This is a genomic window from Dactylosporangium darangshiense (genome assembly GCF_039537565.1).
GTDB lineage: Bacteria > Actinomycetota > Actinomycetes > Mycobacteriales > Micromonosporaceae > Dactylosporangium > Dactylosporangium darangshiense.
Map to the genome: position 1 here is coordinate 569,394 of NZ_BAABAT010000003.1, position 24,371 is coordinate 593,764.

28 protein-coding genes are annotated in these 24,371 nt (G+C 72.4%); 11 read left to right on the forward strand and 17 right to left on the reverse strand.

Features of this window, described 5'->3' with window-relative positions; translation table 11 throughout:
- Positions 1-2 precede the first annotated feature (2 nt).
- The 3 genes from ABD901_RS09335 to dut form a co-directional block, all read right to left on the reverse strand.
- A complete protein-coding gene (locus tag ABD901_RS09335; RefSeq protein WP_345123601.1) occupies positions 3-395 on the reverse strand; it encodes an OB-fold nucleic acid binding domain-containing protein in 393 nt (130 codons plus the stop codon).
- Positions 396-461: 66 nt separating this feature from the next.
- Entirely contained in the window at positions 462-1,229 is a 768-nt protein-coding gene (locus ABD901_RS09340) for a DUF3710 domain-containing protein (protein ID WP_380136552.1), read from the reverse strand.
- Entirely contained in the window at positions 1,226-1,723 is a 498-nt protein-coding gene (gene dut, locus ABD901_RS09345; RefSeq protein WP_345123605.1) for a dUTP diphosphatase, read from the reverse strand. Before dut ends, ABD901_RS09340 begins: the two co-directional genes overlap by 4 nt.
- A gap of 52 nt (positions 1,724-1,775) precedes the next feature.
- On the opposite strand from dut, the gene ABD901_RS09350 reads away from it, so the two are divergent.
- The gene (locus tag ABD901_RS09350) at positions 1,776-2,240 is read left to right on the forward strand and encodes a DUF3093 domain-containing protein (RefSeq protein ID WP_345123363.1); all 465 of its coding nucleotides are present in this window, start codon (positions 1,776-1,778) and stop codon (positions 2,238-2,240) included.
- Here ABD901_RS09350 and ABD901_RS09355 read toward each other — a convergent pair.
- Positions 2,219-3,061, reverse strand: coding sequence for a hypothetical protein (locus ABD901_RS09355; protein ID WP_345123365.1), 843 nt, complete (start codon positions 3,059-3,061; stop codon positions 2,219-2,221). The genes ABD901_RS09350 and ABD901_RS09355 overlap by 22 nt on opposite strands.
- 90 nt (positions 3,062-3,151) lie before the next feature.
- A complete protein-coding gene (locus ABD901_RS09360; protein ID WP_345123367.1) occupies positions 3,152-3,448 on the reverse strand; it encodes a DUF4193 domain-containing protein in 297 nt (98 codons plus the stop codon).
- 379 nt (positions 3,449-3,827) lie between these two features.
- Between ABD901_RS09360 and ABD901_RS09365 the strand changes: the two genes are divergently transcribed.
- Complete coding sequence (locus tag ABD901_RS09365; protein WP_345123370.1) at positions 3,828-4,373, forward strand: LytR C-terminal domain-containing protein; 546 nt, start codon at positions 3,828-3,830, stop codon at positions 4,371-4,373.
- A gap of 36 nt (positions 4,374-4,409) precedes the next feature.
- On the opposite strand, the gene ABD901_RS09370 is transcribed toward ABD901_RS09365, so the two are convergent.
- On the reverse strand, positions 4,410-5,204 hold the full coding sequence (locus ABD901_RS09370) for an inositol monophosphatase family protein (protein ID WP_345123373.1): 795 nt from the start codon (positions 5,202-5,204) through the stop codon (positions 4,410-4,412).
- 261 nt (positions 5,205-5,465) lie between these two features.
- Between ABD901_RS09370 and ABD901_RS09375 the strand changes: the two genes are divergently transcribed.
- Both ABD901_RS09375 and ABD901_RS09380 read left to right on the forward strand, forming a co-directional pair.
- Positions 5,466-7,133 (forward strand): RNA polymerase sigma factor, encoded by a 1,668-nt coding sequence (locus tag ABD901_RS09375; protein ID WP_345123375.1) that lies wholly within the window; start codon positions 5,466-5,468, stop codon positions 7,131-7,133.
- 325 nt (positions 7,134-7,458) lie between these two features.
- On the forward strand, positions 7,459-7,692 hold the full coding sequence (locus ABD901_RS09380; RefSeq protein ID WP_345123378.1) for a DUF7455 domain-containing protein: 234 nt from the start codon (positions 7,459-7,461) through the stop codon (positions 7,690-7,692).
- Positions 7,693-7,758: 66 nt separating this feature from the next.
- On the opposite strand, the gene ABD901_RS09385 is transcribed toward ABD901_RS09380, so the two are convergent.
- Both ABD901_RS09385 and ABD901_RS09390 read right to left on the reverse strand, forming a co-directional pair.
- The gene (locus ABD901_RS09385) at positions 7,759-9,477 is read right to left on the reverse strand and encodes a DEAD/DEAH box helicase (protein ID WP_345123381.1); all 1,719 of its coding nucleotides are present in this window, start codon (positions 9,475-9,477) and stop codon (positions 7,759-7,761) included.
- 165 nt (positions 9,478-9,642) lie between these two features.
- The gene (locus ABD901_RS09390) at positions 9,643-9,921 is read right to left on the reverse strand and encodes a DUF3039 domain-containing protein (RefSeq protein WP_345123383.1); all 279 of its coding nucleotides are present in this window, start codon (positions 9,919-9,921) and stop codon (positions 9,643-9,645) included.
- A gap of 62 nt (positions 9,922-9,983) precedes the next feature.
- Here ABD901_RS09390 and ABD901_RS09395 point away from each other — a divergent pair, with 62 nt between their 5' ends.
- Positions 9,984-10,892, forward strand: coding sequence for a pseudouridine-5'-phosphate glycosidase (locus ABD901_RS09395; RefSeq protein WP_345123386.1), 909 nt, complete (start codon positions 9,984-9,986; stop codon positions 10,890-10,892).
- A 7-nt stretch (positions 10,893-10,899) separates the two neighbouring features.
- Complete coding sequence (locus ABD901_RS09400) at positions 10,900-11,787, forward strand: carbohydrate kinase family protein (RefSeq protein ID WP_345123388.1); 888 nt, start codon at positions 10,900-10,902, stop codon at positions 11,785-11,787.
- Between the two features lie 125 nt (positions 11,788-11,912).
- Here the strand turns inward: ABD901_RS09400 and ABD901_RS09405 are convergent, their stop codons facing one another.
- Together ABD901_RS09405 and mscL are read right to left on the reverse strand one after the other, a co-directional pair.
- Positions 11,913-12,260 (reverse strand): DUF3099 domain-containing protein, encoded by a 348-nt coding sequence (locus tag ABD901_RS09405; RefSeq protein WP_345123390.1) that lies wholly within the window; start codon positions 12,258-12,260, stop codon positions 11,913-11,915.
- 39 nt (positions 12,261-12,299) lie between these two features.
- Positions 12,300-12,761 carry a large conductance mechanosensitive channel protein MscL gene (mscL, locus tag ABD901_RS09410; RefSeq protein ID WP_345123393.1) on the reverse strand — a complete coding sequence of 154 codons (462 nt, stop codon included), beginning with the start codon at positions 12,759-12,761 and terminating at the stop codon, positions 12,300-12,302.
- A 76-nt stretch (positions 12,762-12,837) separates the two neighbouring features.
- On the opposite strand from mscL, the gene ABD901_RS09415 reads away from it, so the two are divergent.
- On the forward strand, positions 12,838-13,005 hold the full coding sequence (locus ABD901_RS09415; protein ID WP_345123394.1) for a hypothetical protein: 168 nt from the start codon (positions 12,838-12,840) through the stop codon (positions 13,003-13,005).
- A gap of 8 nt (positions 13,006-13,013) precedes the next feature.
- Here ABD901_RS09415 and ABD901_RS09420 read toward each other — a convergent pair whose 3' ends face one another.
- The 5 genes from ABD901_RS09420 to ABD901_RS09440 are packed head-to-tail and all read right to left on the reverse strand — an operon-like array spanning position 13,014 to position 17,122.
- Positions 13,014-13,706, reverse strand: a complete 693-nt coding sequence (locus ABD901_RS09420) for a Type 1 glutamine amidotransferase-like domain-containing protein (RefSeq protein WP_345123396.1) — start codon at positions 13,704-13,706, stop codon at positions 13,014-13,016.
- Complete coding sequence (locus ABD901_RS09425) at positions 13,703-14,278, reverse strand: HhH-GPD-type base excision DNA repair protein (RefSeq protein WP_345123399.1); 576 nt, start codon at positions 14,276-14,278, stop codon at positions 13,703-13,705. Before ABD901_RS09425 ends, ABD901_RS09420 begins: the two co-directional genes overlap by 4 nt.
- A gap of 40 nt (positions 14,279-14,318) precedes the next feature.
- Positions 14,319-15,071: an ABC transporter permease gene (locus ABD901_RS09430; protein WP_345123401.1), complete on the reverse strand. Its 753-nt coding sequence runs from the start codon at positions 15,069-15,071 to the stop codon at positions 14,319-14,321.
- Positions 15,068-16,018, reverse strand: coding sequence for an ATP-binding cassette domain-containing protein (locus ABD901_RS09435; protein ID WP_345123403.1), 951 nt, complete (start codon positions 16,016-16,018; stop codon positions 15,068-15,070). Before ABD901_RS09435 ends, ABD901_RS09430 begins: the two co-directional genes overlap by 4 nt.
- A 51-nt stretch (positions 16,019-16,069) precedes the next feature.
- On the reverse strand, positions 16,070-17,122 hold the full coding sequence (locus ABD901_RS09440) for a thiamine pyrophosphate-dependent dehydrogenase E1 component subunit alpha (protein WP_345123405.1): 1,053 nt from the start codon (positions 17,120-17,122) through the stop codon (positions 16,070-16,072).
- Between the two features lie 92 nt (positions 17,123-17,214).
- Between ABD901_RS09440 and ABD901_RS09445 the strand changes: the two genes are divergently transcribed.
- Both ABD901_RS09445 and ABD901_RS09450 read left to right on the forward strand, forming a co-directional pair.
- A complete protein-coding gene (locus tag ABD901_RS09445) occupies positions 17,215-17,700 on the forward strand; it encodes a toxin-antitoxin system HicB family antitoxin (protein WP_345123407.1) in 486 nt (161 codons plus the stop codon).
- Positions 17,701-17,753: 53 nt separating this feature from the next.
- Positions 17,754-19,310: a glycosyltransferase 87 family protein gene (locus tag ABD901_RS09450; RefSeq protein WP_345123410.1), complete on the forward strand. Its 1,557-nt coding sequence runs from the start codon at positions 17,754-17,756 to the stop codon at positions 19,308-19,310.
- On the opposite strand, the gene ABD901_RS09455 is transcribed toward ABD901_RS09450, so the two are convergent.
- Together ABD901_RS09455 and ABD901_RS09460 are read right to left on the reverse strand one after the other, a co-directional pair.
- Positions 19,307-22,348: a VWD domain-containing protein gene (locus ABD901_RS09455; protein ID WP_345123413.1), complete on the reverse strand. Its 3,042-nt coding sequence runs from the start codon at positions 22,346-22,348 to the stop codon at positions 19,307-19,309. The two genes, ABD901_RS09450 and ABD901_RS09455, sit on opposite strands and share 4 nt — an antisense overlap.
- A gap of 495 nt (positions 22,349-22,843) precedes the next feature.
- Complete coding sequence (locus ABD901_RS09460; RefSeq protein WP_345123415.1) at positions 22,844-23,272, reverse strand: SRPBCC domain-containing protein; 429 nt, start codon at positions 23,270-23,272, stop codon at positions 22,844-22,846.
- A 101-nt stretch (positions 23,273-23,373) separates the two neighbouring features.
- On the opposite strand from ABD901_RS09460, the gene ABD901_RS09465 reads away from it, so the two are divergent.
- Positions 23,374-23,841 (forward strand): heme-degrading domain-containing protein, encoded by a 468-nt coding sequence (locus ABD901_RS09465; protein WP_345123417.1) that lies wholly within the window; start codon positions 23,374-23,376, stop codon positions 23,839-23,841.
- Between the two features lie 43 nt (positions 23,842-23,884).
- Entirely contained in the window at positions 23,885-24,349 is a 465-nt protein-coding gene (locus ABD901_RS09470) for a hypothetical protein (RefSeq protein WP_345123419.1), read from the forward strand.
- The last annotated feature ends 22 nt before the right edge of the window (positions 24,350-24,371 follow it).

The window sequence follows — 24,371 nt, forward strand, 5'->3', positions numbered from 1 at the left end:
GGTTACCGGGGGTTTTCGAGCTCGTAGTAGGGGTTGTAGAGCACCTTACGGCCATCCCGGACCGCGATGCGGCCCTTGGCCGTGATCGCCCGCCCCGGCTCGATGCCGGCGATGTGCCGCCGGCCCAGCCACACCAGGGTGACCAGGTCGCTGCCGTCGAAGAGCTCGGCCTCCAGGGTCGGCAGGTTGGTCCGCGGGGTGTACACCACCGTGCGCAGCCGCCCCTTGAGGCTCACCACCTGCCCCCGCTGGCACGTCAGGGCCGGCATGCTGCCGCACTGCTTCGCGTCGCGCTGCAGCTCCTCGGCGTCCAGCTCGGAGTCGCTCGCGGTCAGCCGGCGAAGAAACTTTCGCAGGCCCCGTTCACCGGCTACCGCTTCACTGTCCGTGGCCATGATGACGGTGCCACCCTCCCGCTCGGCTGTCATGACACCTTCATTACGACGGTACGCGCTTTTCCACTATTTGCGACGCGGCCGGGGTGACGGCTTTCGGCGAGGCTCCTCGCCGCCGTCGGCGCCGTTCGCGCCGTTGGTGTCCTCGGCGTCCGCGGCCTGCTGCGCGCCGGCCTCGGCGACCTCCTTGGGCAGGTGCAGCGGCAGCGGCTCGCGCACCGGCATGGCCTCGTGGCCGCGCTCGACGACGAGGTTGCGCAGGCACTCCTGCAGCGGCGGGGCGGCCGCCGGGTCGATCGCGGCCGGGCCCTGGAACACGGCGCGGACCAGCCAGCGGGGCCCGTCGACGCCGACGAAGCGGATGTCGGTCAGCCCGTCGGGGGTCCGCACCCGGGCGCGCAGCTCGGTGCCCCAGTCGCCGTCGACCTCCTCGGCCGCGACGCCGTCGTTGAACAGCTGCTTGCGGATCTCGCCGCGGACCTCGTCCCAGATGCCCTCGCTGCGCGGGGCGGCGAACACGCCCAGCTGCAGCGCGCTCTCCTGGAACACCAGCACGACCTGCTGGATCTTGCCGTCGTTGTCGGCCTGGACCCGCACCTCGACGCCGTCGACCGCGGGCACCTTGAGCGCGCCGAGGTCGAGCTGGGCGATGCCGTCCGGGGCCTCGCTGATGTCGTAGGGACCGTCGGCCCGCGGCGACTTGCCGGCGCGCGGCTCGCCGTCCTCGTCGAGCGCCTCGGCGCCCGCCAGCTCCTCGTCGACGGAGTCCCGGCCGGCGGCGCGCGCGTCGGACTTGGCCTGCCGCCCGCTCCCGCGATTGCGCGAGAAGATCACTGCTCTGCCTCCAAGTTCGCTGCCGGTGCGAGCCCGGCATGCCCGCCGGTGGACCCATGGCCACCGGCTCCGCGCACAGTATCGGGAAGGTCCTCGACGACGTGGAAGTGTGCCCGCTCCACGCGCTGGATCACAAGCTGGGCGATTCGGTCACCACGGCATATTTTTGCCGATATCGCACCGTCGTGATTGATGAGGTTCACCAGGATTTCGCCCCGGTACCCCGCGTCGACGGTGCCCGGGGCATTGAGCACCGTCACACCCATCCGCGCCGCGAGGCCGCTGCGCGGGTGCACCAGGCCGACGTAGCCGTCCGGCAGTGCGATCGCCACGCCGGTGCGCACCAGCGCCCGCTCACCCGGCGCGATCTCCACGTCCTGCGCCGAGTACAGGTCGGCGCCGGCGTCGCCCGGGTGCGCATAGGCCGGAACCGGCAGGCCGGGGTCGAGCTGCCGTACGAGTACCTGCATCCCCGGTTGCCTCCATCCCGTCATGCCCTCCATCCTGCCGGGTCCGCCCGCCGCGCGAACACGTACCCTCGCCTACGTGGCACAGCCGAACCCCTACCGTGAGCGACTCAGCCTGTCGTGGTGGCTCTGGCTGCCCGCGGTGGCCGTCGCCGGGGCCCTGGCCGCCGAGGTCAAGCTCGGCGCACCCGGCGCCGCCACCTGGGTGGCCTACCTGGTGCTGCTCCCCCTGACCATCGTCGGCCTCTGGCGGCTCGGGCGCATCCGCATCGAGGTGTCCGACGGCGAGCTGCGGGTCGACGACGCGCACATCCCGCTGCGGTACATCGGCGAGGTGACCGCGCTCACGGCCGACGAGAAGCGCGACCTGCTCGGGCCCTACGCCGACCCGGAGGCGTTCGTGGTCCAGCGGCCCTGGATCGGGACCGCGGTGCGGGTGGAGGTCCGCGACGAGGCCGACCCGACGCCGTACTGGCTGATCAGCACCCGCCGCCCCGACGCGCTGGTGGCGGCGCTGCGCGATCAGGCCTCGATGACCCGCTGACCCTCTGGCGGGGCCGCCAGGTCCTTGCGGATGTCCTTGCCCAGGGCCAGGGTGGCGCGGCGGTTGAGGAAGCCGCCGACCGCGGCGCCGGTCAGGAAGGGCCCCAGGGTGCTCAGGTTGCGCCCGAAGCGCTGCAGCAGCCGGTCGCGCAGCTCCTTGCGCAGCGCGGTGCCCATCGCGGCGGCCACGCTGCCGCCGACCCGCAGCGGGTTGACGCCGCGGCGCTCGGCCCACGCCTGGATCAGCGCGAAGGCGCGCTGGGTGCCGCTGCCGGGGATCGGGCGGCCGTAGACGGCGTGCAGCTCGCCGATGAGCTTCATCTCCACCGCCACCACCGCCACCGTCTCGGCGGCCAGCAGCACCGGCGCCGACAGCAGGCTCGGCGTGGCGACCCACTCCACCGCGGCCACACCGCCGCCGGCCGCGCCGATGCCGGCGGTGACCCTGGCGGCGTTGCGGACCAGGCGCTCGGCGAGCTCGTCGCGGTCCAGGCCGGGAAAGTGCGCCTGCAGGGTCTCCAGGTCGCGCACCGGGATGTGCGGCGCGACCCGGGTCACCGAGTCCGTGACCCAGCCGATCGCCTTCTTCGGCCGGAACAGGTCCCGCACGCCGCGCTCGCCGATCTCGATGCGCACGAGCCGGCCCAGCAGCCGGCCGCGGTCCTTGGCGGTGACCTCGTCGTCGGTCAGCGCGACGACGGCCTGCGACAGCTCCGCCTCGTCAGCCGGGCCGGCCACGGCGTCGTCGCCGGGCCCGGCCTGCCCTTCCGGCTGCACGGGCGCGTTCTCGGCCGCCTCGTCGGCGGGCACCGGCTCGACCATCGAAACCTCCGGGGGTACGGAAAATCGGTCGCCGCTTCAAACTGAAGCACGCCGGCACCAGTTCCGCGTGATCAACTCACGCGGAACCCGTTACGCGCACTCGCGGCAGATCAGCTCCCCGTTGCGCTCGACCGCGAGCTGGCTGCGGTGGTGCACCAGGAAGCAGCGCGAGCAGCGGAACTCGTCGGCCTGCATCGGCAGCACCCTGACCGTCATGTCCTCGTCGGCAAGGTCGGCGCCCGGCAGCTCGAAGTTCTCGGCGAGCTCGGAGTCGTCGACGTCGACGGTCGCGGACTGCGCGTCGGTGCGGCGTGACTTGAGCTCCTCGAGGCTGTCCTCTCCGAGGTCAACCTCGTCGCGACGTGGCGCGTCGTAGTCGGTGGCCATCGGTGTTCACACTCCCATTTCGTGTCGCCGGGTAGGTTGGGCGCCCGAAGCATCGTCGTCTTGAACGTCCAAAGGCGGCGTACCTTACCGCCTCCGTGCGTTTGTTGTACGCCCACTCGCGGAAACTTGTTCCCACTGTGACCGAGGCGACACAACTCTCTTGCTCCAAAGGTCCGGAAGGACCCGCTCAGCGGCGATGCGACGATACCGCCCGGCCGCCGTTTCCGTGGGGAGTCGTCCTGCAACGGCGAGTAGGAACTTTGTGGTATGTCCGGTGGGGACTTCAGCGACACCTCAACTCAGGCGCTAACCTCTCCGGCAGCCAGAGCGTCTTCTCTGGTGACGGACCAACGTACAAGGCAGGCGCGGGGAGCGAGCCATGAGTTTTGCGCGGGTGAGAGCACTCGCGGTGGTCGGCATCCTCATTGTCGCCGCGGCGGTGTTCGTGATCGTCGCCGTCGTGAAGGACCGCCAGGGCGGCGGGTCACCGGAGGCGAAGAAGTGCGCCGAGGGATCGGTGATGGCCAACGCCAAGCTGCCCCGGCAGGAGGACGTCAAGGTCACCGTCTTCAACGCCACCAACCGCTCCGGCGTGGCCTCCGACGTCGCCAACGACTTCCTCAGCCGCCGGTTCAAGGAGGCCAAGGTCGTCACCGCCGCACCCAACCCGCCGGTGACCAAGCCGGGCGACGAGGTGGCAGTCATCCGCTACGGCCCGCAGACGGTCGGCGCGGCCTGGCTGGTGCGGGCCTACTTCCTCAACGAGGCCGACGCCCAGTTCGACAAGGCCCGGCAGGACGACAAGGTGGAGATCATCCTGGGCGGCCGGTTCCGCCAGCTGCCGACCACGACCGAGGTCAACCAGGCCATCGCGGCACTGGGCAACCCGGAGCTGCCCGCGGGCACCTGCGCCCAGGACGGCTGAGCCCGTCCGGGCCGGCCCCTCGGGGCCGGCCCGGTCTCACGGGCCGCCGGCGGCGCCCAGGGCGCTGAGGCGGTCGTGGAGCTGGGTGTGCAGCGCCGGCGGGGCGGCCACCACCATGTCCGGCCCGGGCGGCGCGCCGTCCAGGCCGGTCACCAGGGCGCCCGCCTCCGCCGCGACGAGGCCGCCGGCCGCGTGGTCCCAGGCGTTGAGGCCCTTCTCGTAGTACGCGTCGAGGCTCCCCTCGGCGACCAGGCACAGGTCGATCGAGGCCGCGCCGAAGCGGCGGATGTCGCGGATGTGCCCGATCAGCCCGGCCAGCACCCTGGCCTGGTGCAGCCGGCGCTCGGCGGCGTAGCCGAAGCCGGTGCCGACCAGCGCCTGGCCCAGGTCGGTCTCCCCGGACACCGCCAGGCGCCGCTGCCCGGCGAACGCCCCGCCGCCCCGCACCGCCGTCCACTCCCGGCCGGTGGCGGCGTTGCGGACCACCCCGGCGACCACCACGCCGCCCACCTCGGCGGCCAGGGACACCGCGTACTGCGGCAGGTCGTACAGGTAGTTCACGGTCCCGTCGATCGGGTCGAGGATCCAGCGCACCGGCGCATCGCGGTCCGCGCCGTACTCCTCGCCGAGCACCGCGTCGCCCGGCCTGGCTCGAGCAAGTTCCTCACGCACGTGGCGCTCCACCGCCCGGTCGGCGGCGGTGACCACATCGGTCGCCGTTGACTTGGTCGTCACACCCGACACACCCTCGGCCCGCATGCGGTTGGCCAGGTCGCTCGCGGAGCGGGCGACGGAGACGGCGAGGGCCAGCAGTTCCACCGGTTGGGCCATGGTCACTATCCTTACAAAGCCGCCTCCGGGCCCTCGCAGGCCATCCGTTCGGTCACAAGAGCGCGTCCAGCCCCCTCAAGAGGGGATGTTGGGGCGAGAGAGCGTTACAATTCACGCGCTGCCCGCTGTCGCTAGTGAATCCGCCCGGAGTCACGGCGCACGGAAGCCACCAAAAGCAACCCGGCCCACTCAGCACGGCCGCGCCGTGCGCGAACCCGGCCGCACCGGCCGTCGCTCGCTCATCGCACCGGAAGGTCGTTCGTGACAGCAGCTCACCAGCCCAGCGTTGACGTACGCTCCCTCGCCGACACGCTGATCGCGCGTGCCGCCGCCAACGGCGGCCATCTCACGTCGGCGGAGGTCGCTCAGGCGGTTGACACCGCAGACGTAACCCCCGCGCACGCCAAGAAGCTGCTGAGGAGCCTGGCGGAGGCGGGTGTGACCGTCGTCGTCGACGACTCCGCCCACAGCCGACGCCGGGTCGCCGCGGCCCGCTCGGCCACCCCCGCGTCCAAGGCGGCGACGGCCAAGGCCGCCCCCGCCCGCAAGGCACCCGCTGCCAAGCCGCTGACAGCCGTCGAGTCCGCATCGCCGGAGCCGGCGGCGGCGAAGAAGGTTCCTGTGAAGAAGGCCGCGCCAACGGCGCCCACCGCATCCGCCGCGGCTGCCGCCGCGCCCGCCGCCGCCCCGGCCGCGGCGCCGGCGAAGAAGGCCGCGCCCGTCAAGAAGGCGGCGAAGAAGGCCGCGCCCGTCGCCAAGAAGGCCACCCCGGGGGAGGCCGGTGAGCCCGCGGCCCCGACCGCCGGCGCCGGCGACGAGCCGGGGATCGAGGACCTCGACGACGCGGCCCTGGCCGCCGAGATCGAGGACGTCGTCGTCGACGAGCCGGTCGAGGCGACCAAGGCCGCCGAGGCCGACGCCGAGGCGACCGCGACCGACGACGACTTCGCGTGGGACGACGACGAGTCCGAGGCCCTCAAGCAGGCCCGGCGCGACGCCGAGCTCACCGCGTCGGCCGACTCGGTGCGCGCCTACCTCAAGCAGATCGGCAAGGTCCCGCTGCTCAACGCCGAGCAGGAGGTGGAGCTCGCCAAGCGCATCGAGGCCGGGCTCTACGCCTCCGAGCGGCTGCGGGCCGCCGAGGAGGCCGGCGAGCCGATGGTCATGCCGGCCAGCCGCGACTTCATGTGGATCTCGCGCGACGGCGAGCGGGCCAAGAACCACCTGCTCGAGGCGAACCTGCGCCTGGTCGTGTCGCTCGCCAAGCGGTACACCGGCCGCGGCATGGCCTTCCTGGACCTCATCCAGGAGGGCAACCTCGGCCTCATCCGCGCCGTCGAGAAGTTCGACTACACCAAGGGCTACAAGTTCTCCACCTACGCCACCTGGTGGATCCGCCAGGCCATCACCCGCGCCATGGCCGACCAGGCCCGCACCATCCGCATCCCGGTGCACATGGTCGAGGTCATCAATAAGCTCGGCCGCATCCAGCGCGAGCTGCTCCAGGACCTGGGCCGCGAGCCCACCCCGGAGGAGCTGGCCAAGGAGATGGACATCACGCCGGAGAAGGTGCTGGAGATCCAGCAGTACGCGCGCGAGCCGATCTCCCTGGACCAGACCATCGGCGACGAGGGCGACAGCCAGCTGGGCGACTTCATCGAGGACTCCGAGGCGGTCGTGGCCGTCGACGCGGTCTCCTTCTCGCTGCTGCAGGACCAGCTCCAGCAGGTGCTGCAGACCCTGTCGGAGCGCGAGGCCGGCGTCGTGCGGCTGCGGTTCGGGCTCACCGACGGCCAGCCGCGCACCCTGGACGAGATCGGCCAGGTGTACGGCGTGACCCGGGAGCGCATCCGCCAGATCGAGTCGAAGACGATGTCGAAGCTGCGCCACCCGTCGCGTTCCCAGGTGCTGCGCGACTACCTCGACTAGGCGTCGCCACCTGGCCGGCTGAACGACCGTTTTCGCTGTGCGCGAACCCGGGCCGTCCCTTTTGGGATGGCCCGGGTGTGTTTCCGGTCACCGAGGGCATTACAGAGCCGTGGCGGCGCGCCAACGCACTTGTGATCGCAAGCGCGGCGCGATAGGAAGCACGTAGCGGGTATTCAGTCCTCACCGGGACCGCCCCCGCGAGCACGACGGAAATGTGACATCGGTCCCGCACACCGGGTGGGAACGATGTCGGGCAACACGGTGTTGAACCATCTGTGAACGACGCAAGGAAGCGTTCGTCGGTGACGATCAGAGGAGGAAGGCGATGACCCCGACCCTCACGCCGCCGCCGGAGACGGCGGCGCCCCCCGCCGCCGAGGAACGGTGCGACCGCTGCAACGCGGCAGGGAAACTTCGAGTTCGGCTCGCCGAAGGCGGCGACCTGATCTTCTGTGGACATCACGCCAACAAGTACGCGGACCAGCTAGTGAAGATCGCTGTTGAGTACGCCGTGGCCCCGGACTTCTCGTGGCGCGGCTCGGAGCTTTCGACCAGCTGAGACCTATATCGGTTACCGCAGGGCGTCCGGTCGGGATGCCCTGCGGTCTTTTTCGTCCGCCGGCCTTCAGAGTGTCTGGATGGTGGCGATGCGCTCTTCGAGCTGCTCGATCGTCGCCTGAGCGCTCGGCGGGCCGCCGCACAGCCGGCGCAGCTCCGCGTGGATCTTGCCGTGCGGCAGGCCGGTGCGGTGGTGGTGGGCCGCCACCAGGGTGTTGAGCTGCCGGCGCAGCACGATGCGCCGCTCGCCGGCCGTGCGCGGCTGCGGCGGGATCTCCGGCGCGGCCTGCGCCGTCGCCGGGGCGCGCCGCTGCTGGGCCGCCGCCTGCTCCGCCTGCCGCTTCGTCAGCAGCACCGAGACCTGGTCCGGGGTCAGCAGGCCCGGCAGGCCGAGGTACTCCTCCTCCTCCGCCGTCCCCGTCTGCGCGGGCAGGCCGAAGGTGGCCCCGTCGAAGATGACCTGGTCGAGCTCGGCCGTGGCCGACAGGGCCTCGAAGCTCTTCTCCAGCTCGCCGGAGGCCTTCTCCTCCCGGTTGGCCCGCTCGACCTCGTCGTCGTCGAAGCCCTCCTTGGTCTTGCGCTCGCCGAGGACGTGGTTGCGCTGCGCCTCCAGCTCGCTGGCCAGCTCCAGCAGGTGCGGCACGCTCGGCACGAACACCGTCGCCGTCTCCCCCGGCTTGCGGGCCCGCACGAAGCGGCCGATCGCCTGCGCGAAGAACAGCGGGGTGGAGGCGCTGGTGGCGTACACGCCGACGGCCAGCCGCGGGATGTCCACGCCCTCCGACACCATGCGCACCGCGACCATCCAGCGCTCGCTCGACGCCGAGAACGCGGCGATGCGGCCGGAGGCACCCACGTCGTCGGAGAGGACCACGACGGGCTTCTCGCCGGTGAGCTCGCCCAGCACCTTCGCGTAGGCGCGGGCCGACTGCTGGTCGCTGGCGATGACCAGGCCGCCGGCGTCGGGCATGCCGTCGGCGCGCAGCTTCTGCAGCCGGGCGTCGGCGGCGCGCAGCACCTGCTGCATCCAGTCGCCGGTCGGGTCGAGGGCGGTGCGCCAGGCCTGCGCGATGAGGTCCTGGGTCATCGGCTCGCCCAGGCGGGCGGCCAGCTCGTCGCCGGCGGAGGTGCGCCAGCGGGTCTCGCCGGAGTACGCCAGGAAGATCACGGGGCGCACGACGCCGTCGCGCAGTGCCTCGGAGTAGCCGTACACGGTGTCGGAGCGCGACCGGGCGATGCCGTCGGACCCGCGCTCGTACTCCACGAACGGGATCGGGTTGTCGTCGGAGCGAAACGGGGTGCCCGTGAGCATCAGGCGCCGCACCGCCGGCTCGAACGCCGCCTTCACCCCGTCGCCCCAGGACTTCGAGTCCCCGGCGTGGTGGATCTCGTCCAGGACCACCAGGGTTCTTCTGGTGACGGTTCTGCGCTTGTGTACCGCGGGAGCTATCCCGACCTGCGCATAGGTCACGACGGTGCCGTGGAAGTCCGCGGCGGCGTGCACGTCGGAGTTGCGGAACCCGGCGTCGAGGTCGATGCCGACCCGGGCCGCGGCCTGCGCCCACTGGTTCTTGAGGTGCTCGGTCGGCGTCACGACGGTGAGGTTGTCGATGGTGCCGTCGCCGAACAGCTCCAATGCCACCCGCAGCGCGAACGTGGTCTTGCCGGCGCCGGGCGTCGCGACGGCCAGGAAGTCCTCGCGCTTGCCCCGCAGGTACTCCATCAGGGCCTTGCGCTGCCACACCCGGAGCGTCTGACCTTGCTGCACCACCGGACGCGGCGGCATGCGGCACCCCTCCCCGTCGATACGTCCACAAACGCGGCCCTGTGCGGTTACGGCCCGTTTCGCCCGGCCATGGGCACATGAAAACGCCCTCGCGTCAGCGCGACCGCGAAGGCGCTCAACAGCCTACCGGGCTCCGGCCCGGCGCGCGCCGAACCGAGCCGAACGTCACGAACTCGGGTCGTCGTTGTGGACCACGTTCTCGTACAGGTCCTTGCACACCGGGCACACCGGGAAACGGCTCGGGTCGCGGGAGGGCACCCAGAGCTTGCCGCACAGCGCACGCACCGGCGTTCCCTCGATCATGGCCTGCATGATCTTGTCCTTCGGCGCGTAGTGCGAGAACTTCTCGTGGTCACCGGCGTCGTATCGGTAGTCGGTGCTGGTCTGCTCGTCGACGCGCTCGTCGGTGAGAGTCCCGCCACCGTTCTCTGGAGTGGTCGTCACGGGTCCCAGTCTGCCAGGCTCGGCCAAAATTGGCCCGCACCGGCGGGGGCTATCGTGGGCTGGTGATCAACCACGTCATCCGCTTCGGCCCCGATGTCGAGGCCGCCCGGGCTGAGGGCGCGCCGATCGTCGCGCTGGAGAGCACCATCATCTCGCACGGCCTGCCCCGCCCGGCCAACCTCACCGTGGCCAAGGAGATCGAGGCGACCGTCCGCGCGGCCGGTGCCGTGCCGGCCACCATCGGCATGATCGGCGGCGAGATCGTGGTCGGCCTCCGTGACGACGAGATCGCCCACCTGGCGGCCAGCGACGACGTGGTCAAGCTCTCCGTGCGCGACCTCGCGCCGGCCGCCGCGGCCGGCGCCGACGGCGCCACCACCGTCGCGGCCACCTCGGCCATCGCCGCCCGCGCCGGCATCGCCGTCTTCGCCACCGGCGGCCTCGGCGGCGTGCACCGCGGCGCGTCGAGCACCTTCGACGAGTCCGCCGACCTCACGGCGCTGTCCCGGCTGCCGATCGCGATCGTGTGCGCCGGCGTGAAGTCGATCCTCGACGTCGGCGCGACCCTCGAGCGCCTCGAGACCCTCGGCGTGAGCGTCGTCGGCTACGGCACGCGCCGCTTCCCCGGCTTCTACCTCACCGACGCCGGCTTCGACCTGGACTGGTCGGCCGCCACCCCCGACGAGGTCGCCGCGATCGTCCGCGCCGCCCGCGCGCACGACGTGCACCAGGGCGCCCTCGTCGTGGCCAACCCGCTGCCGCCGGACGAGCAGCTCGACCCGGCGCTGCACGACCGGGTCCTCGCCGAGGGCCTCGCCAGCCTTTCGCGCGAGGGCATCACCGGCAAGGACGTCACGCCGTACCTGCTGTCGTACTTCCACCACGCCACCGAGGGCAAGAGCCTCGACGTGAACGTGCGGATCATCCTGCGCAACGCCGATCTGGCCGCGCGCATCGCCGCGGCGCTGTGACGCCCCGGTGAGCGTCGTCGTCATCGGGGACGTCGTCACCGACATCCTCACCGTCCACGAAGGCCCGCTCGCCATCGGCTCCGACACGATCGCGCGGGTGCGCATCAGTGGCGGCGGCTCGGCGGCCAACACCGCCGCCTGGCTCGCCACGACCGGCTGCCCGGTCCTCTTCGCCGGCGTCGCGGGCGACGACGGCCCCGGCGACGCCCGGCTCGCCGAGCTGCGCTCCGACGGCGTGCGCACCAGCGTCCGCCGCGTCCCCGGCGCCGCGACCGGCACGGTCGTCGTGCTCACCTCGGACGCCGAGCGCACGATGTTCACCGACCGGGGCGCGAACCGCCTCCTGGACCGCTCCGACGCCGACCGGGCCCTCGACGAGGGCGGGGCGGCGCATCTGCACCTGTCCGCGTACGTGCTCTTCGACCCCGACTGCGCCCCCGCGGGCCGGCACGCCCTGTCCGAGGCCCGCCGCCGCGGCCTCACCACGAGCCTGGACGCGGCGTCGGCCGCGCCGCTGTCGCACCGGGGCGGCGGGGCGTTCCTGTCATCGGTACCCCGCCCCGACATCCTCTTCGCCAACCTCGACGAGGCAAGGGTCCTGGCGCCGGGCGTCGACGCGCCGGCCGACCTGGCCCGCGCGCTGCTGCGGTATGCCCGTGCGGTCGTGGTCAAGTCCGGCGCCGGCGGCGCCACCTGGGCGGACTCGAACGGCGTCGTCCACGCGCCCGGGGTGGCCGTCGACGAGGTGGTGGACCCGACCGGCGCGGGCGACGCCTTCGCCGCCGGGTTCCTGTCCGCGTGGCTGTCCGGATCCGGCCCGCAAGAGGCATTGCGCCGGGGCAACGAGCTGGGCGCACGCGCGGTCTCCAGGCTCGGCGGACGTCCGGCCGACTAGGATCGCGCAAAAATACGAAATATCCGATAAGTCTGGCGCGCCAGCGCCGGACTTATCGGATCAGAAACACTGAACGGATCAGAAGCACTTATCGGATCAGAACCACCGGAACAGGCCGTCGGGGGCTATTCCGCGTCGATGACCTTGTGCTCGCGTTCGGCGACGGCGTGTGCCGGGTCGGGGTGGGACGTCTCGCGGCGGTGCAGGCGGTTGCGCAGGAGCTTCTCCGGGCGCGGCGGCGCGTCGTTGGCCAGCAGCACGGCGACCATCGGCAGGCCCACGCCGCCGATCAGGCAGAGCGTCAGCCACAGCCACAGCAGGGGCGGGCGGGTCGCGACCAGGATCGCCGCGACCACGACGCACGCGGCGCGCAGCAGCATCATGAAGACATACCGCAGCTCGCGGGCGCGGAGCTCCTGTTCGGGGCTGCGCGCCGCGTCGGTGATCAGCTGCGGTCGTACCCTGCGCGCCATAACTTTCGAGTCTAGTCCCGCCCCTCGGCGGATGGTGTCTCAGGTGTCGGTGGGCCTGACGGGCGGCTGCGGATCGGCGGCGTGCGCACCGGCCGCGGTGCCGCGCTCGCGGGCCGTGGTGCCGGTGGCCAGCAGGTCGCGGATCTCGGTGAGCAGGCGGATCTCGTCGCTCGGGGCCGTGGGTTCGGGCTCGATGCCCCGCCGGCGCCGCTCGGCGAGCTTGTTCATGGGGAGCACGACCAGGAAGTAGACGGTCGCGGCGGTCAGCAGGAACGTGATCACGGCGTTGACGAAGCCCGGCCAGTTCAGCACCTGGGAGCCGACCTTCAGGCCCTGGCGCGTGTCGCCGACGCCGATGCCGCCCGTCAGCTTGATCAGCGGCTGCAGGAACCCATCGGTGAACGAGGTGACGACGCCGTTGAAGGCGGCGCCGATGACGACGGCGACGGCAAGCTCGATGACGTTGCCGCGCGAAATGAAATCCCGGAAACCCTTCAGCACGTAGGAACCCTACGGCCGCATCCGGCGGCGCGCATCCGTTGTCGTCCTACAGCACCGCATCGGAAAGACTGGTGGCGTGGAGGGCATGGCGGAGGCGATCGCGGCGCGGCACGGGGTGCCCGCCGAGAAGATGCAGGCCGGCCCGGCGGGCGGGGTCGACCACGTGTTCCCTCGCCTGATCGGTGATGAAACCCCGACCGGCGCCGTGGCGAAACGAACATGCTCGCGGCGGGACCTCACCTGATCGGGTGACTACGGCAGCGGCCTCGCGGCGAGGGGCACCGTGGTGACCACGCCGCCGTCGCCGGCCGGCTCGACGCGGCGCAGCTGCGCGCCCGGCGCCCGGGACACCACCTCGGTGAGCTCGCCGCCGGTGAACAGCGCGGCGACGCCGTCGTCGATCCCCCACCCGCCCGGCAGCGCGCCGGAGCCGACCGCCGCCTCGTACGCGGGCCGCCGCAGCGCCTCGCCGTCGTAGTGCGGGCACGCGGAGCCGGCGAGCAGGCCGAGCCCATCGCGCAGCACGTCGGCGCCGCCGAACGAGTCGGTCAGTGCGGCCTCGAACCAGCAGATGGCGCCGGCGCTGATGCCGCACAGCAGTACCCCCGCGGCATATGCCTCGGCGAGCGCCTCGTCCACGCCGTGCAGCCGCCACAGCGCCAGGGCATTGGCCGTGTTGCCGCCGCCGGCGTAGATGACGTCCTGCGCGAGCAGCACCTCGCGCAGATCGCCGGGCTCGCGGCTGAACAGCGGCAGGTGCGTGGCTTCGGCCCGATCGCCGAACGCGGCGTGGAAGCGCTCGACGTAGGCGGCCGAGTCCCCCGACGCGGTCGGCAGGAAGCACACCCGGGCCCGGTCACGCCCGGCGAGCCCGAGCGCGTAGTCGTCCAGCAGCGCGTCCGGGTCGGTGGAGAACCCACCGCCCAGCAACACGATGCGCCTCACGCCTTGGCGGCCTTGGCCTCGGCCTTCATCTGCTTCTTGTACGTGCGCACCTTGACCAGCGAGTCCTCGTCGACGATGTCGGCGACCGAGCGGTGCGACCCTTCCTCGCCGTAGCCCCCGGCCGCCTCGCGCCACCCTTCGGGCCGCACCCCGAACTGCTTGCCCAGCAGCGCCACGAAGATCTGCGCCTTCTGCCGGCCGAAGCCCGGCAGCCCTTGCACCCGCCGCAGCAGCTCCTGCCCGTCGCTCACGCCGGCCCAGATCGCGGCCGGGTCGCCGTCGTACTGCGCGACGAGCACCCGGCACACCTCCTGCACCCGCGCGGCCATCGCCTTCGGAAACCGGTGCAGCGCCGGCGGCGTCGCGAAGATCTCGACGAGCGCCTCGGGATCGAACTCCGCAATCTCCTGCGCCGTCGGCTCGTGCCCCAGCCTCTGCCCGAGCACCCAGGGCGAGCTGAACGCCTTCTCGAGCGGAATCTGCTGGTCGAGCGTCATACCGACCAGCACCGCGAGCGGGCTGCGCGTGAGGTAGTCGTTCGCGGCATCGTCGATCGGCAACGTCATGGCCATGAGGGTCAGCCTACGCGGAGCGCCTGCGGTCGTTGCCCGATCAGCGCGGGGTCGGTGGGCGGGCGAAGCGGGAGCGCGACCACAGGTAGCCGGCCAGCGCGGCGGCCACGCACCAGGCCGCGGCGATCCAGGGTGTGTGGCCGGCCGGGGTGCCGGTCAGGGCCGCCCGGAGGGTTTCGATGATCGAGGTGTACGGCTGGTGCTCCGTGAAGGCCCGCACCGCGCCCGGCATCGTGGCCGTCGGGGAGAAGGCGCTGCTCACGATGGGCAGGAACGTGACCGGGAAGGCGGCGTAGCTCGCGGCCACCACCGTCCTGGACGACAGGCCCAGCGCGGTGGTCAGCCAGGCCGCGGCGAACGCGGTCAGGGCGACGAACGCGGCGGCGGTGAGCCAGCCGACGGCGGTGGCGTGCGGGCGGAAGCCCATGAGGACCGTCAGGGCGACGATGATCGCGACGCAGACGAGGGTGCGCAGGACCGTGCCGATGACGCGGCCCGTCAACACGGCCGCGCGGGAGATGCCCATCGTGCGGAAGCGGGTGATGACGCCCTCGGTCATGTCGACGGTGACCGCCAGGGCGGTCTGGCCGACGCTGTAGCCGATGCTCATCACCACGATGCCGGGGACCACGTACGTGAGGTACTGCTGGGTGCCCACGCCCGCGGAGCCGCCGAAGACGTACACGAACAGCAGCAGCATGATGATCGGGAAGATCAGGGCGCCGAACAGGGTCGACGGGTTGCGGCGGGTGTGCAGCAGGTCGCGGCGCAGCATCGTCAGGGCGTCTCTCATCGCGCGAGCTCCTTGTCGTCGGCGGTGACATGACCGGTCAGGGCGAAGAACACGTCGTCGAGGTCGGGGGTGTGCACGGTCACCGTCTCGGGCTCCACGCCCGCGGCGCTCAGGCGGTTGAGCAGGGCGCGCAGGTCGGCGGCGGTGCCGTCGCCCGGCACGCGCAGGGCGAGCGACTCCTCGTCGCGGGTGGCGGCCGGCAGGACGGTGGCCGCGGCGGACAGGGGTGCGGTGGCGGCGAACTGCAGGCGCACGTGGCCGCCGGGGATGCGGCGCTTGAGCTCGTCGGGGGTGCCCTCGGCGACGATGCGGCCGCGGTCGAGCACGGCGACGCGGCCGGCGAGCTGGTCGGCCTCGTCGAGGTACTGCGTGGTCAGGAAGATGGTGACGCCGTCGGCGGCGAGGCCGCGCACGATCTGCCAGACGCTGCGGCGGCTGCGCGGGTCGAGGCCGGTCGTGGGCTCGTCGAGGAAGATGACCCGCGGGTCGCCGACGAGGGTCATCGCGAGGTCGAGGCGGCGCTTCATGCCGCCGGAGTACGTGGCGGGGGTGCGCCGGGCGGCGCCGGTCAGCTCGAAGCGCTCCAGCAGCTGCGCGGCGCGGCGGCGGCCCTCGCGGCGGGACAGGTGGTGCAGGTCGGCCATGAGCAGCAGGTTCTCCTCGCCGGTGAGGAGGTTGTCGACGGCGGAGAACTGGCCGGTGACGCCGATCGCGGCGCGGACCGCGGCGGGGCGCTGGACCACGTCGTGGCCGGCGACCAGGGCGCGGCCGCCGTCGGGCGGCAGCAGGGTGGCGAGGATGTGCACCATCGTGGTCTTGCCGGCGCCGTTGGGGCCGAGCAGGGAGAAGATCGCGCCGGCCGGGACGTCGAGGTCGATGCCGTCGAGGACGACCTTGTCGCCGTAACGCTTGCGCAGCCCGAAGACGTGGATGCCCGCATCAGTCATGGCTCCACTATGGCGCAATGGATGGCGCCAAACAAGACCTCTATGGCGCCATCATTGCGCCGCGAACGACGAGTGGTACGCCTCCAGCCATTTCCGCTGCTCGCGCAGCAGGTCGGTCTCCTCGTGCAGGGCGTATTGGAAGATCGCCTCGGCCGGCGGGTCCGGCAGGGACGAGCAGGCCGCCCGCGTGTCCGCCGCCACGTCTTCGGCCTCGGCCTTCAGCGAGTCGAAGAAGGCAGCGTCGGCCCAGTCGCGCGCCCGCACGAGCCGCTCCAGCCGGGCGATCGGGTCGCGCTCGCGCCAGGCCTCGACCTCGTCGTCGGAGCGGTACCGGCGCGGGTCGTCGGAGGTGCTGTGCCCGGCCATGCGGTACGTCGTCGCCTCCACGAAGACCGGGGGCCCTCCCCGGCGTACCGAATCCGCGGCTTTTGCGGTTATCGCATGCACGGCGAGCACGTCGTTGCCGTCGACGAGGTGCGCCTGCAGGCCGAAGCCCTCGGCCCGCCGGTGCAGCGGCGCGGCCATCTGCCGGCTCGCGCCCGTCGAGATCGCCCACTGGTTGTTCTGGCAGAAGAAGATGACCGGCGCGCCGGCCACCGCGGCCCAGTTCAGGGCCTCGCTGACGTCGCCCTGGCTGCTGGCGCCGTCGCCGAAGTAGGCGAGCACGACCTCGTCGGCGCCGTCGAGCTTGACGCCGACCGCATACCCGGTCGCGTGCAGCGCCTGCGTGCCCAGGACCAGGCTGTAGATGTGGAAGCGGTACCGCGCCGGGTCCCATCCGCCGTGCATCACGCCCCGCCACTGCGCGAGCAGCTCCGCGGCCCCGACGCCCCGGCAGCGCGCGGCGGCGTGCTCGCGGTAGCTGGGGAAGACGTAGTCGCCCGGCGCCAGGGCGCGCACCGAGCCGACCTGCGCCGCCTCCTGCCCCAGCGACATCAGCCACAGGCCGAGCTCGCCCTGCCGCTGCAGCGCGAGGGCCTCCTCGTCGAAGCGCCGCGCGAGCACCATGTCGCGCAGCAGGTCGAGGCACAGCTTCGGCGTCACGTCGAGCGGCGCCCGCTCGTCCTCGCGCAGCGTGCCATCCGGCGCCACGAGCTGGATCATGAGCCCTCCCCGTCCGTCCTTCATCATCATCTTCCCGTGGCCGGAGCCATCGATGGCGCCGCTGGCGCCATCAATTTGCGATACTTGGTCACATGGACCTCACCCGGTACGTCGAGGGCCTGCGCGCGGAGCTGCTCGCCGCGGCCGGCCCCGACGAGGCGGCGCTGGCCGAGCGGCTCGCCGCCGCGGTGGCGTCGGCGACCCGCCTGGCGATGTTCGACGTGCTCTCCGACGCCGCCGACGAGATCACCCGCGACCTGGCCCCGGGCTCGGTCGAGGTCCGCGTCCGCGACCGCAACCCCTACTTCGTGGTCACCACCGCCGACGGCGACCTCGACGCGCCGGCCGAGCCGCAGCCCGAGCCCGGCGCGCCCGAGCCCGCCGCCGAGGGCCCGGTCGGGCGGATCAACTTCCGCCCGCCGGAGCAGCTCAAGCAGCGCATCGAAGAGGCCGCGGCCCGCGAGGGGCTGTCCGTCAACGCCTGGCTGACCCGCGCGCTCACCACCGTGCTGTCCGGCGGCGGCGGCGCCGCACCCCCGCCGAAGCGCACCGGCACGTTTGTCGGATGGGTGGGCTGACGGCTTTCCGGCCGATCTCTGGCGCGCTGCCGAGGGGCACCTACCCTGGGCCGATGTCGCAGCGCAGAGTGTACGCCGCATGGTCCGTGTTCGGGGTGGCCGCCGTCGTGTCGGCCGTCCTCGTCTGGCTGCGCCCGCCCGCCCAGCGCCTGTCCGACCTGCACATCTACTACGGCGCGGCGGAGGCGGTGAACGACGGCCGGCCGCTCTACGACTACGTGGCCGAGAACGGCGGCCCGTTCACCTACCCTCCGTTCGCGGTGCTGCTGTTCCGGCCGCTCGCCCTGCTGCCCGAGGGCGCGCTGCAGGTCGCGTGGCTCGCCCTGACCTGCGCCGCCGTCGTCGCGCTGGCCGTCGCCGTCGGGCGGGGCCTGTCCGCCTCCCGCCTGGCCGTGGCCGCCTTGGCGTGCGCGCTGCTGGTGTCGGCGCCCGTGCAGAGCAACCTTCGCTTCGGGCAGGTCAGCATCTTCATCGTCCTGCTCGCCCTGGTCGACGCCATGGGTCTGGTTCCGCAGCGGTACCGCGGGATCCTCGTCGGCATCGCCGCCGCCATCAAGCTGACCCCGCTGCTCTTCGTCGTCTACTTCCTCGTCGCCCGCCGCTACCGCGACGCCGCCCGGGCCGCCGCCGCCTTCGCCGCGTGCGCCGTCCTCGGCCTGGCGCTGCTGCCCGGCGACAGCGTGCGGTACTGGACCGGCACCATGCTGCAGACCTCGCGCATCGGCAACCTCGCGTCGCTGGGCAACCAGTCGGTGCAGGGCATGCTCATGCGCGCCGGCCTCTCCCCCGCCACGCTGCCGCTGGTGTGGGCCGCCCTCATCGCCGCGATCTGCGCCGCCGCCCTGTGGCGCGCCGCCTCGCTGGAACGCACCGGCCGCACCGCCGACCGCGTCCGCGCCGCCGTCCTCGTCGGCTGCGCCACCGTCGCCGCGTCGCCGGTGTCGTGGACCCACCACCAGGTGTGGACGGTCCTGGCCGCGATGCTGCTCGTGGCCACCGAGGGCGCCTGGCACCGGGTCGCCGGCGTCATCCTGCTGGTCGTCATGACGCTGTCGCTCGGGGTGGTGCTGCGAGGGCTGTCGACGTACCCCGGCTGGCAGTTCCTCCTCGAGAACGCCCGCTCGCTCGGTGCCGTCGCCGTCTGCGCGGCCGGCCTCGGCGGCGCGGTCGCCACCGCCCGCCGACACCGCGCGTGGCTGCGCCCGGTCGCCGTGGCCGCCGCGGCCCTGGCGGTGCTCGCCCTGACCCCGCTGCCGGCCGGCGCCGACCCGACGTTCAAGGCCTACACCGCCGCCGACCTGACCAACCCGCGCTACTTCTACTACGACACCGCCCGCCGCCCGGCGCCCGGCGAGCCAGTCGCGTTCGAGGTACGCCGGGAGAAGACGAAGGTCCGCGTCAACGGCGTCGTCGACCTCGGCGTCGCCCGGCTGTCTTACCAGTCGGCACCGGGCGGCGCCGCCCGGGAGATCCCGCTCATCGAGGCGAGCGAGGGCGGCGTGCGGACGTTCTCCTTCCGCAGCGCCACCCTCACCCACGGCCGCCTCGACGCATTGAGCCCGGACGGCACCGTCGTGGCCACGTTCACCGCCCTGGACGAGCTCGTCTAGCTCGTCTTGGGCGTCAGGGACCAGGTGCCGTTCTGAGGCGCGCCGAACGATGGGTGGGTCACGTACGAGCCGCTCATCGTCCCGTCCGCGGCGATGGTGCCGGTGAAGTCGATCCACGCACAGGCGCACGGGTTGCCGGGGTCGGCGTTGATCCGGAGCGTGACCGTCGTGGCGGTCACCTTGCCGGTGAACGGGCCGCTGCCGTACAGCGGCGGCACGATGACCGCCTGGCCGGAGATCGTGCCGTCGGCCGTCTCGGTGACCCCGGTCAGCTGCCACGTCGAGTTGATGTTGTACGTGGTGTTGTGCATCGGGCCGGTGTAGTCGGCCTTGACCTGCGCGGGGGCGCCGCCGCCACCGGTGAACGCCTGCGCGCCGGCCGCATCGGTGACCGTCTTGACGTCGCCGGTCAGGGAGACGTCGAGGATGCAGGCGTCCAGGAACGGCTGGGTCGAGGCGCCGGCCGCGATGCACAACGCGGCCGCCTGGTCGTGGGTCGTCGCCGGCAGGCTGCCGGCGCCGAGCACCGCGTACGGGAACTTGAGGTCGGTGAACGTGTTGGTGTCGGTGCCGGCGGCGTAGTCGAACAGCGACTCGGCCTGCGCGACCCGCCAGCTGCCGGCGAACGGGCCGTAGAGGTCGGCGGTCTTGGGCGGGTACGCGATCGCGGTCCCGTCCCGGGTGGCGAAGTCGTTGCCGGCCACGCCGTCGGCGTTGCCGAACAGCCCGTGCACGTGCCCGGCGCGGGCGGCGGCCAGGCCGACGGAGACGCGGAAGTAGCTGGATGCGTAGACGGTCACGAACGAGCCGTCCGGCCACTGCACGGTCACCGCGCCCTGCCCCGCGGTGATCGAGCCGCCGCCCGGCAGGGCGTAGGGCGACGCGCCCGGGGTGACCGCCGCGCCGTCGACGAGGATCTGCGGATCGCCCGCGGTCCGGTAGATGCCGACGCGGTGACCGGCGACCTTCATCGCGACCGCGGAGTTCTCCGCGACCGTGCGCGAGGTCTGGAACCACGGCCGCTGCCGCACCTGGACCTCCAGGTCGTCGGTGTCCGAGCGCAGCGCCACGAACTCGCCGACCTGCTGGAAGTCGTAGTACGCCCCGTCGGGCGTCACCAGGTGCGGGTCGCCGTAGGAGGTGCCGCAGTGCGCGGTGGCGATGCAGGCGACCGGCTGGCCCGGCGGCGCCGGTGCGGGCGTGGTCGGCACCGCCGGCAGGGCCGGCCCGACGACCAGGGGCAGGTCGACGATGGCGGTGGCGCCGTTGGCGTCGGCGACGCCCAGGGTCACCTTGTAGGTGCCCGCCGTGGTCGGCGTGCCGGAGATGAGGCCGTCGGCGGAGATGCCCAGCCCCGGTGGCAGGCCCGTGGCGGCCCACACGTAGTCGGGCTTGCCGCCGTGCGCCGCGGCCGCCAGCTCGTAGTGCAGCCCGACGGTGCCGTCGGGCAGGCCGGTGGTGTCGATGGCGATGTCGCTGCAGCCGGGCGCCTTCTTGGAGTCGAGCAGGCTCTTGAGCGAGATGTCGCCCTTGTACTCGAGCTTCTCGAAGATGTCGTCGATCGTGGGGAACGGCGAGGCGCCGCGGATGCCCGGCTCCACGATCACGTCCGCCTTCGCCGAGCCCGGGCACGGGTACTTGACCTCGTACTTCAGGCCGACGCCGACTGAGATCTCCGGGCCCAGGGCGAAGTCGATGAGCAGGGCGCCGCGCGGCACGATCGTCGCCGACACGCTCGCCGTGCCGTTGGTGACCACCTTGCCGAGCGGGGTCGCGCTGCCGCTGCCGCCGGAGGAGCTGGTGTTGTGCCAGCCGGTGTCGTCGTACTGGGCGGAGACGGTCGCGTTGATCGTGCCCTGGGCGTTGAACTCGGCCTCGATCTCGGTCTCGGCGCCGAACTCGGTGTCGAGCGACACGACCGGCGTCAGCACCACCGGGATCGGGGTGAGCAGCTCGAAGGGGCCCAGGATCCACGGGCCGAGGCCGAAGATGTTCTCCTTGGTGTAGGAGATGCTGCCCTTCCCGCCGAGCTTCGCCGAGCCGCTCGCGGACAGCGAACCGGTCAGCCCGACGTTGGCGCGCACGAGCGTGGGCACCGGCAGGATGCCGAACTTCCAGGTGGTCCGGATGTCGATGTCGACGATCGGGTACAGCAGCCCGGTGGCCGAGAGGCTCGCGTCCGCGGCGATGCTGCCCTTGACGTCGATCTTCTCGGTGATGTCGGCGGCGCCGCCGGAGCGCAGGTGGTACTCCACCGCGCACCCGACCGCGACCGCGAACGGCGCGCCCGCGACCGTCGCCGCGGCGCTCGCGCAGCCGCCCGCCCCGACCGAGGCGAACGCGCCGATGCCGGCGCCGGCGGCCAGGGCCTTGGGCGCCCCGGCGGCGGTGACCGTGCCGGCGCCCGGCTGGGCCGTCTTCGCCGAGGCCGGCACGGTGGGAGTCGGCAGCTTGATCGAGGCCTGCAGGAAGACGTCGGTGAGCGAGGCCTGCACGGTCTTGTAGCGGTTGCCGGACGCGGACACGATGCGCCGCATCAGGCCGTAGGGCGTCTTGGGGCTCACCCCGGCGACGAGGACCGTGCCCGGCTGCAGCCGCGAGTCGGGCTTGCTGGTGGTGATCGCATCCGCGGTCACGTCGGTGATCCGGCCCAGCAGCGTCTTGTCGGCGACGAGCACGTCCGGGTCGACGACGGTGGCGGTGGGCGCGGGCGCCTTCACGTTGATGCGCAGCGACGCCGCCGCCACCACGGTGCCGCGGGCGGTGCGCGCGCAGGCCACGAGGGTGTGCGCGCCGGCCGAGGACGACGTCGTGACGCCCCACTCGGCGTCGCGCCACCAGAAGTCGTCCTTCCACCACCGGTGCCGGTCGTGGCGCTGCGGGTCGGCGGAGCCGATGAGCCGGCCGTCGCCGTAGACGTCGACGGCGACCACGGAGCGGCGCTTGTCGCCGGACAGCCGGCCCTGGACGTCGAACTCCGGCGTCTTGGCCAGGTCGATGGTCCGCCGCTCGTCGGGGCTGGTGATGTCGAGCTTCACGCCTTCGTTGTGGCGTGGTTGGGAGCACGGCGCGGCCGATGCCGCCGCCGAGCTCGCGGTGCCGACCAATGCGGCTGCCGCCAGAACGAGCACTACCGGAATGCGCAACCAGCGGTTGACGCCACGCGTCTGGGCGATCACGGCGGCAAGCTATAACAGCGAATTGAACGCCTATCAATCCCGATCTCCACCTGGCCGAGGGCCATCCGGATATGCGCAGGCAGAGGCCGTCGCGGGTCGCTTTCCCCGCCTATCCCGCATCGCGCGCAGGACCGCCCGCACCGCCGCTGACCTGCCCAATCGCCGTGAAATCCGCCCAATGCGCGCCGATTGCCGAGAAATACCTCGCGGGATTGAAAAATCGCAGGCCGAACGGCCTTTTGCCGCGACAGCCAGCCGTCGCGGCAAACGGAACGCCGCATTCTGTCGGCCGTTTCCACCAACTCGCCGTATTGGCCGCGGCCGCCGTTCGGCCAGATTCGCACCGCCCGGCGGTCACATTCGGGCGGCGCCGGCCTCCACGACGGTTTTGAGGCCGCTGACGACCCGCGACCAGGCCTCGTCGCGCTCGGGGTCCGCCCGGCCGTCCAGGTCGTCGCAGCTGAGGCAGACCCGGGTGAGTGCGCCCTCGTCGACGGCGGTCAGGTCCCAGGTGAGCCAGCAGTGCGCCTCCTGCTCGGCGCCGACGCCGGTGAAGATGTTGTGTATCAGGCAGCTGCCGGGTATGGCGTGGATGATCTCGCCGTGGAGGGCGTCGGGCACCGGGCCCTGCGCGGTGCGGAACACGATCGGGGCGCCGGGGGTCCACGTCGAGTCGACGGCGAGGCCCAGGTAGTACCGCCGGGTCTCGGCGGGGTCGGTCAGCGCGCGCCACACGCGGTCGGGGGTGGCGGCGATGTAGAGCGTGAAGGTCCGGGTTCTCATGCTGCAGAATCCTCCGGGCCGGACTTGCCGAAGACTTGAGCGCGACTTGGTCCTGACGCGAATCCGGGAGAACACGTCGACCATCTGAGGGAGTCATCGTCATGCAGGAGCTGATCGCAGAGCTCGAGGCGCAGGAGCAGCGGCTGGTGCTCGACCGGTTCGACAACGACGACGCGTGGACGCTGGGCTGCCTGCTGGTCGAGGTGGCGCGGGAGCGCGGGCTGTCGATCACGGTGGACGTGCGCCGGGGCGGGCAGCAGCTGTTCCACGCGGCGCTGCCCGGCACCGCGCCGGACAACGACCGGTGGATCGAGCGCAAGATCCGCGTCGTGGAGCGGCTGCACGCCTCGTCGTACCTGGTGGGGCGGCGCCTGGCGGCCAAGGGCGCCACGTTCGACGCCGGCTACGGTGTCGACCCGGCCGACTACGCCACGCACGGCGGCGCGTTCCCCATCCGGGTCCGCAATGTGGGCGTCGTCGGTGTCGTAACCGTGTCAGGGCTGCCGCAGGCGGACGATCATGCGCTGGTGGTGGAGGTGCTCGGCCGCTTCCTCGAAGGCGTGTCGTGATACCGACAAGCGTGCCGATCGGCCAGGCCTCACGATGCCGCATGTGAATACACGCATCGCGTTACCGGTCGCCCTGCCGAGCCTGCTCCTGGCGACCCTTCTGGCCGGCTGCTCCGACGACGAGCCGGTCGACAGCGCCGCCCCGGCGGCGAGCGCGGCCCCCGCGTCGAGCGCACCGGCGGCCGCGCCCAGCAGCGCGGCGCCCTCGGCCAAGTCGTCGGCGGCCGGGGGCTGCCCGGCGACCGTGGCCACCCTGGAGAAGGCCTTCAAGGCCAACCCCAAGGTCGCCGCGGCGATCGTGCTGGGCAAGGGCCTCAAGGACGTCAGCTGCTACGAGGGCTGGGCCACCGCGGTCGCGCAGCCGACCAACCTCGAGCCGGCGACGGTGCTGTTCAAGTACGACAGCGCCAAGAAGGCATGGGCCGCGGTCTCCGGCGGCACCGACGGCGTCTGCCGGGACACCGTGCCCGAGGACGTCGCGACACACCTCAAGGGCTGCCAGAACTAGCCCATAGAGTGTCGTAGATTGC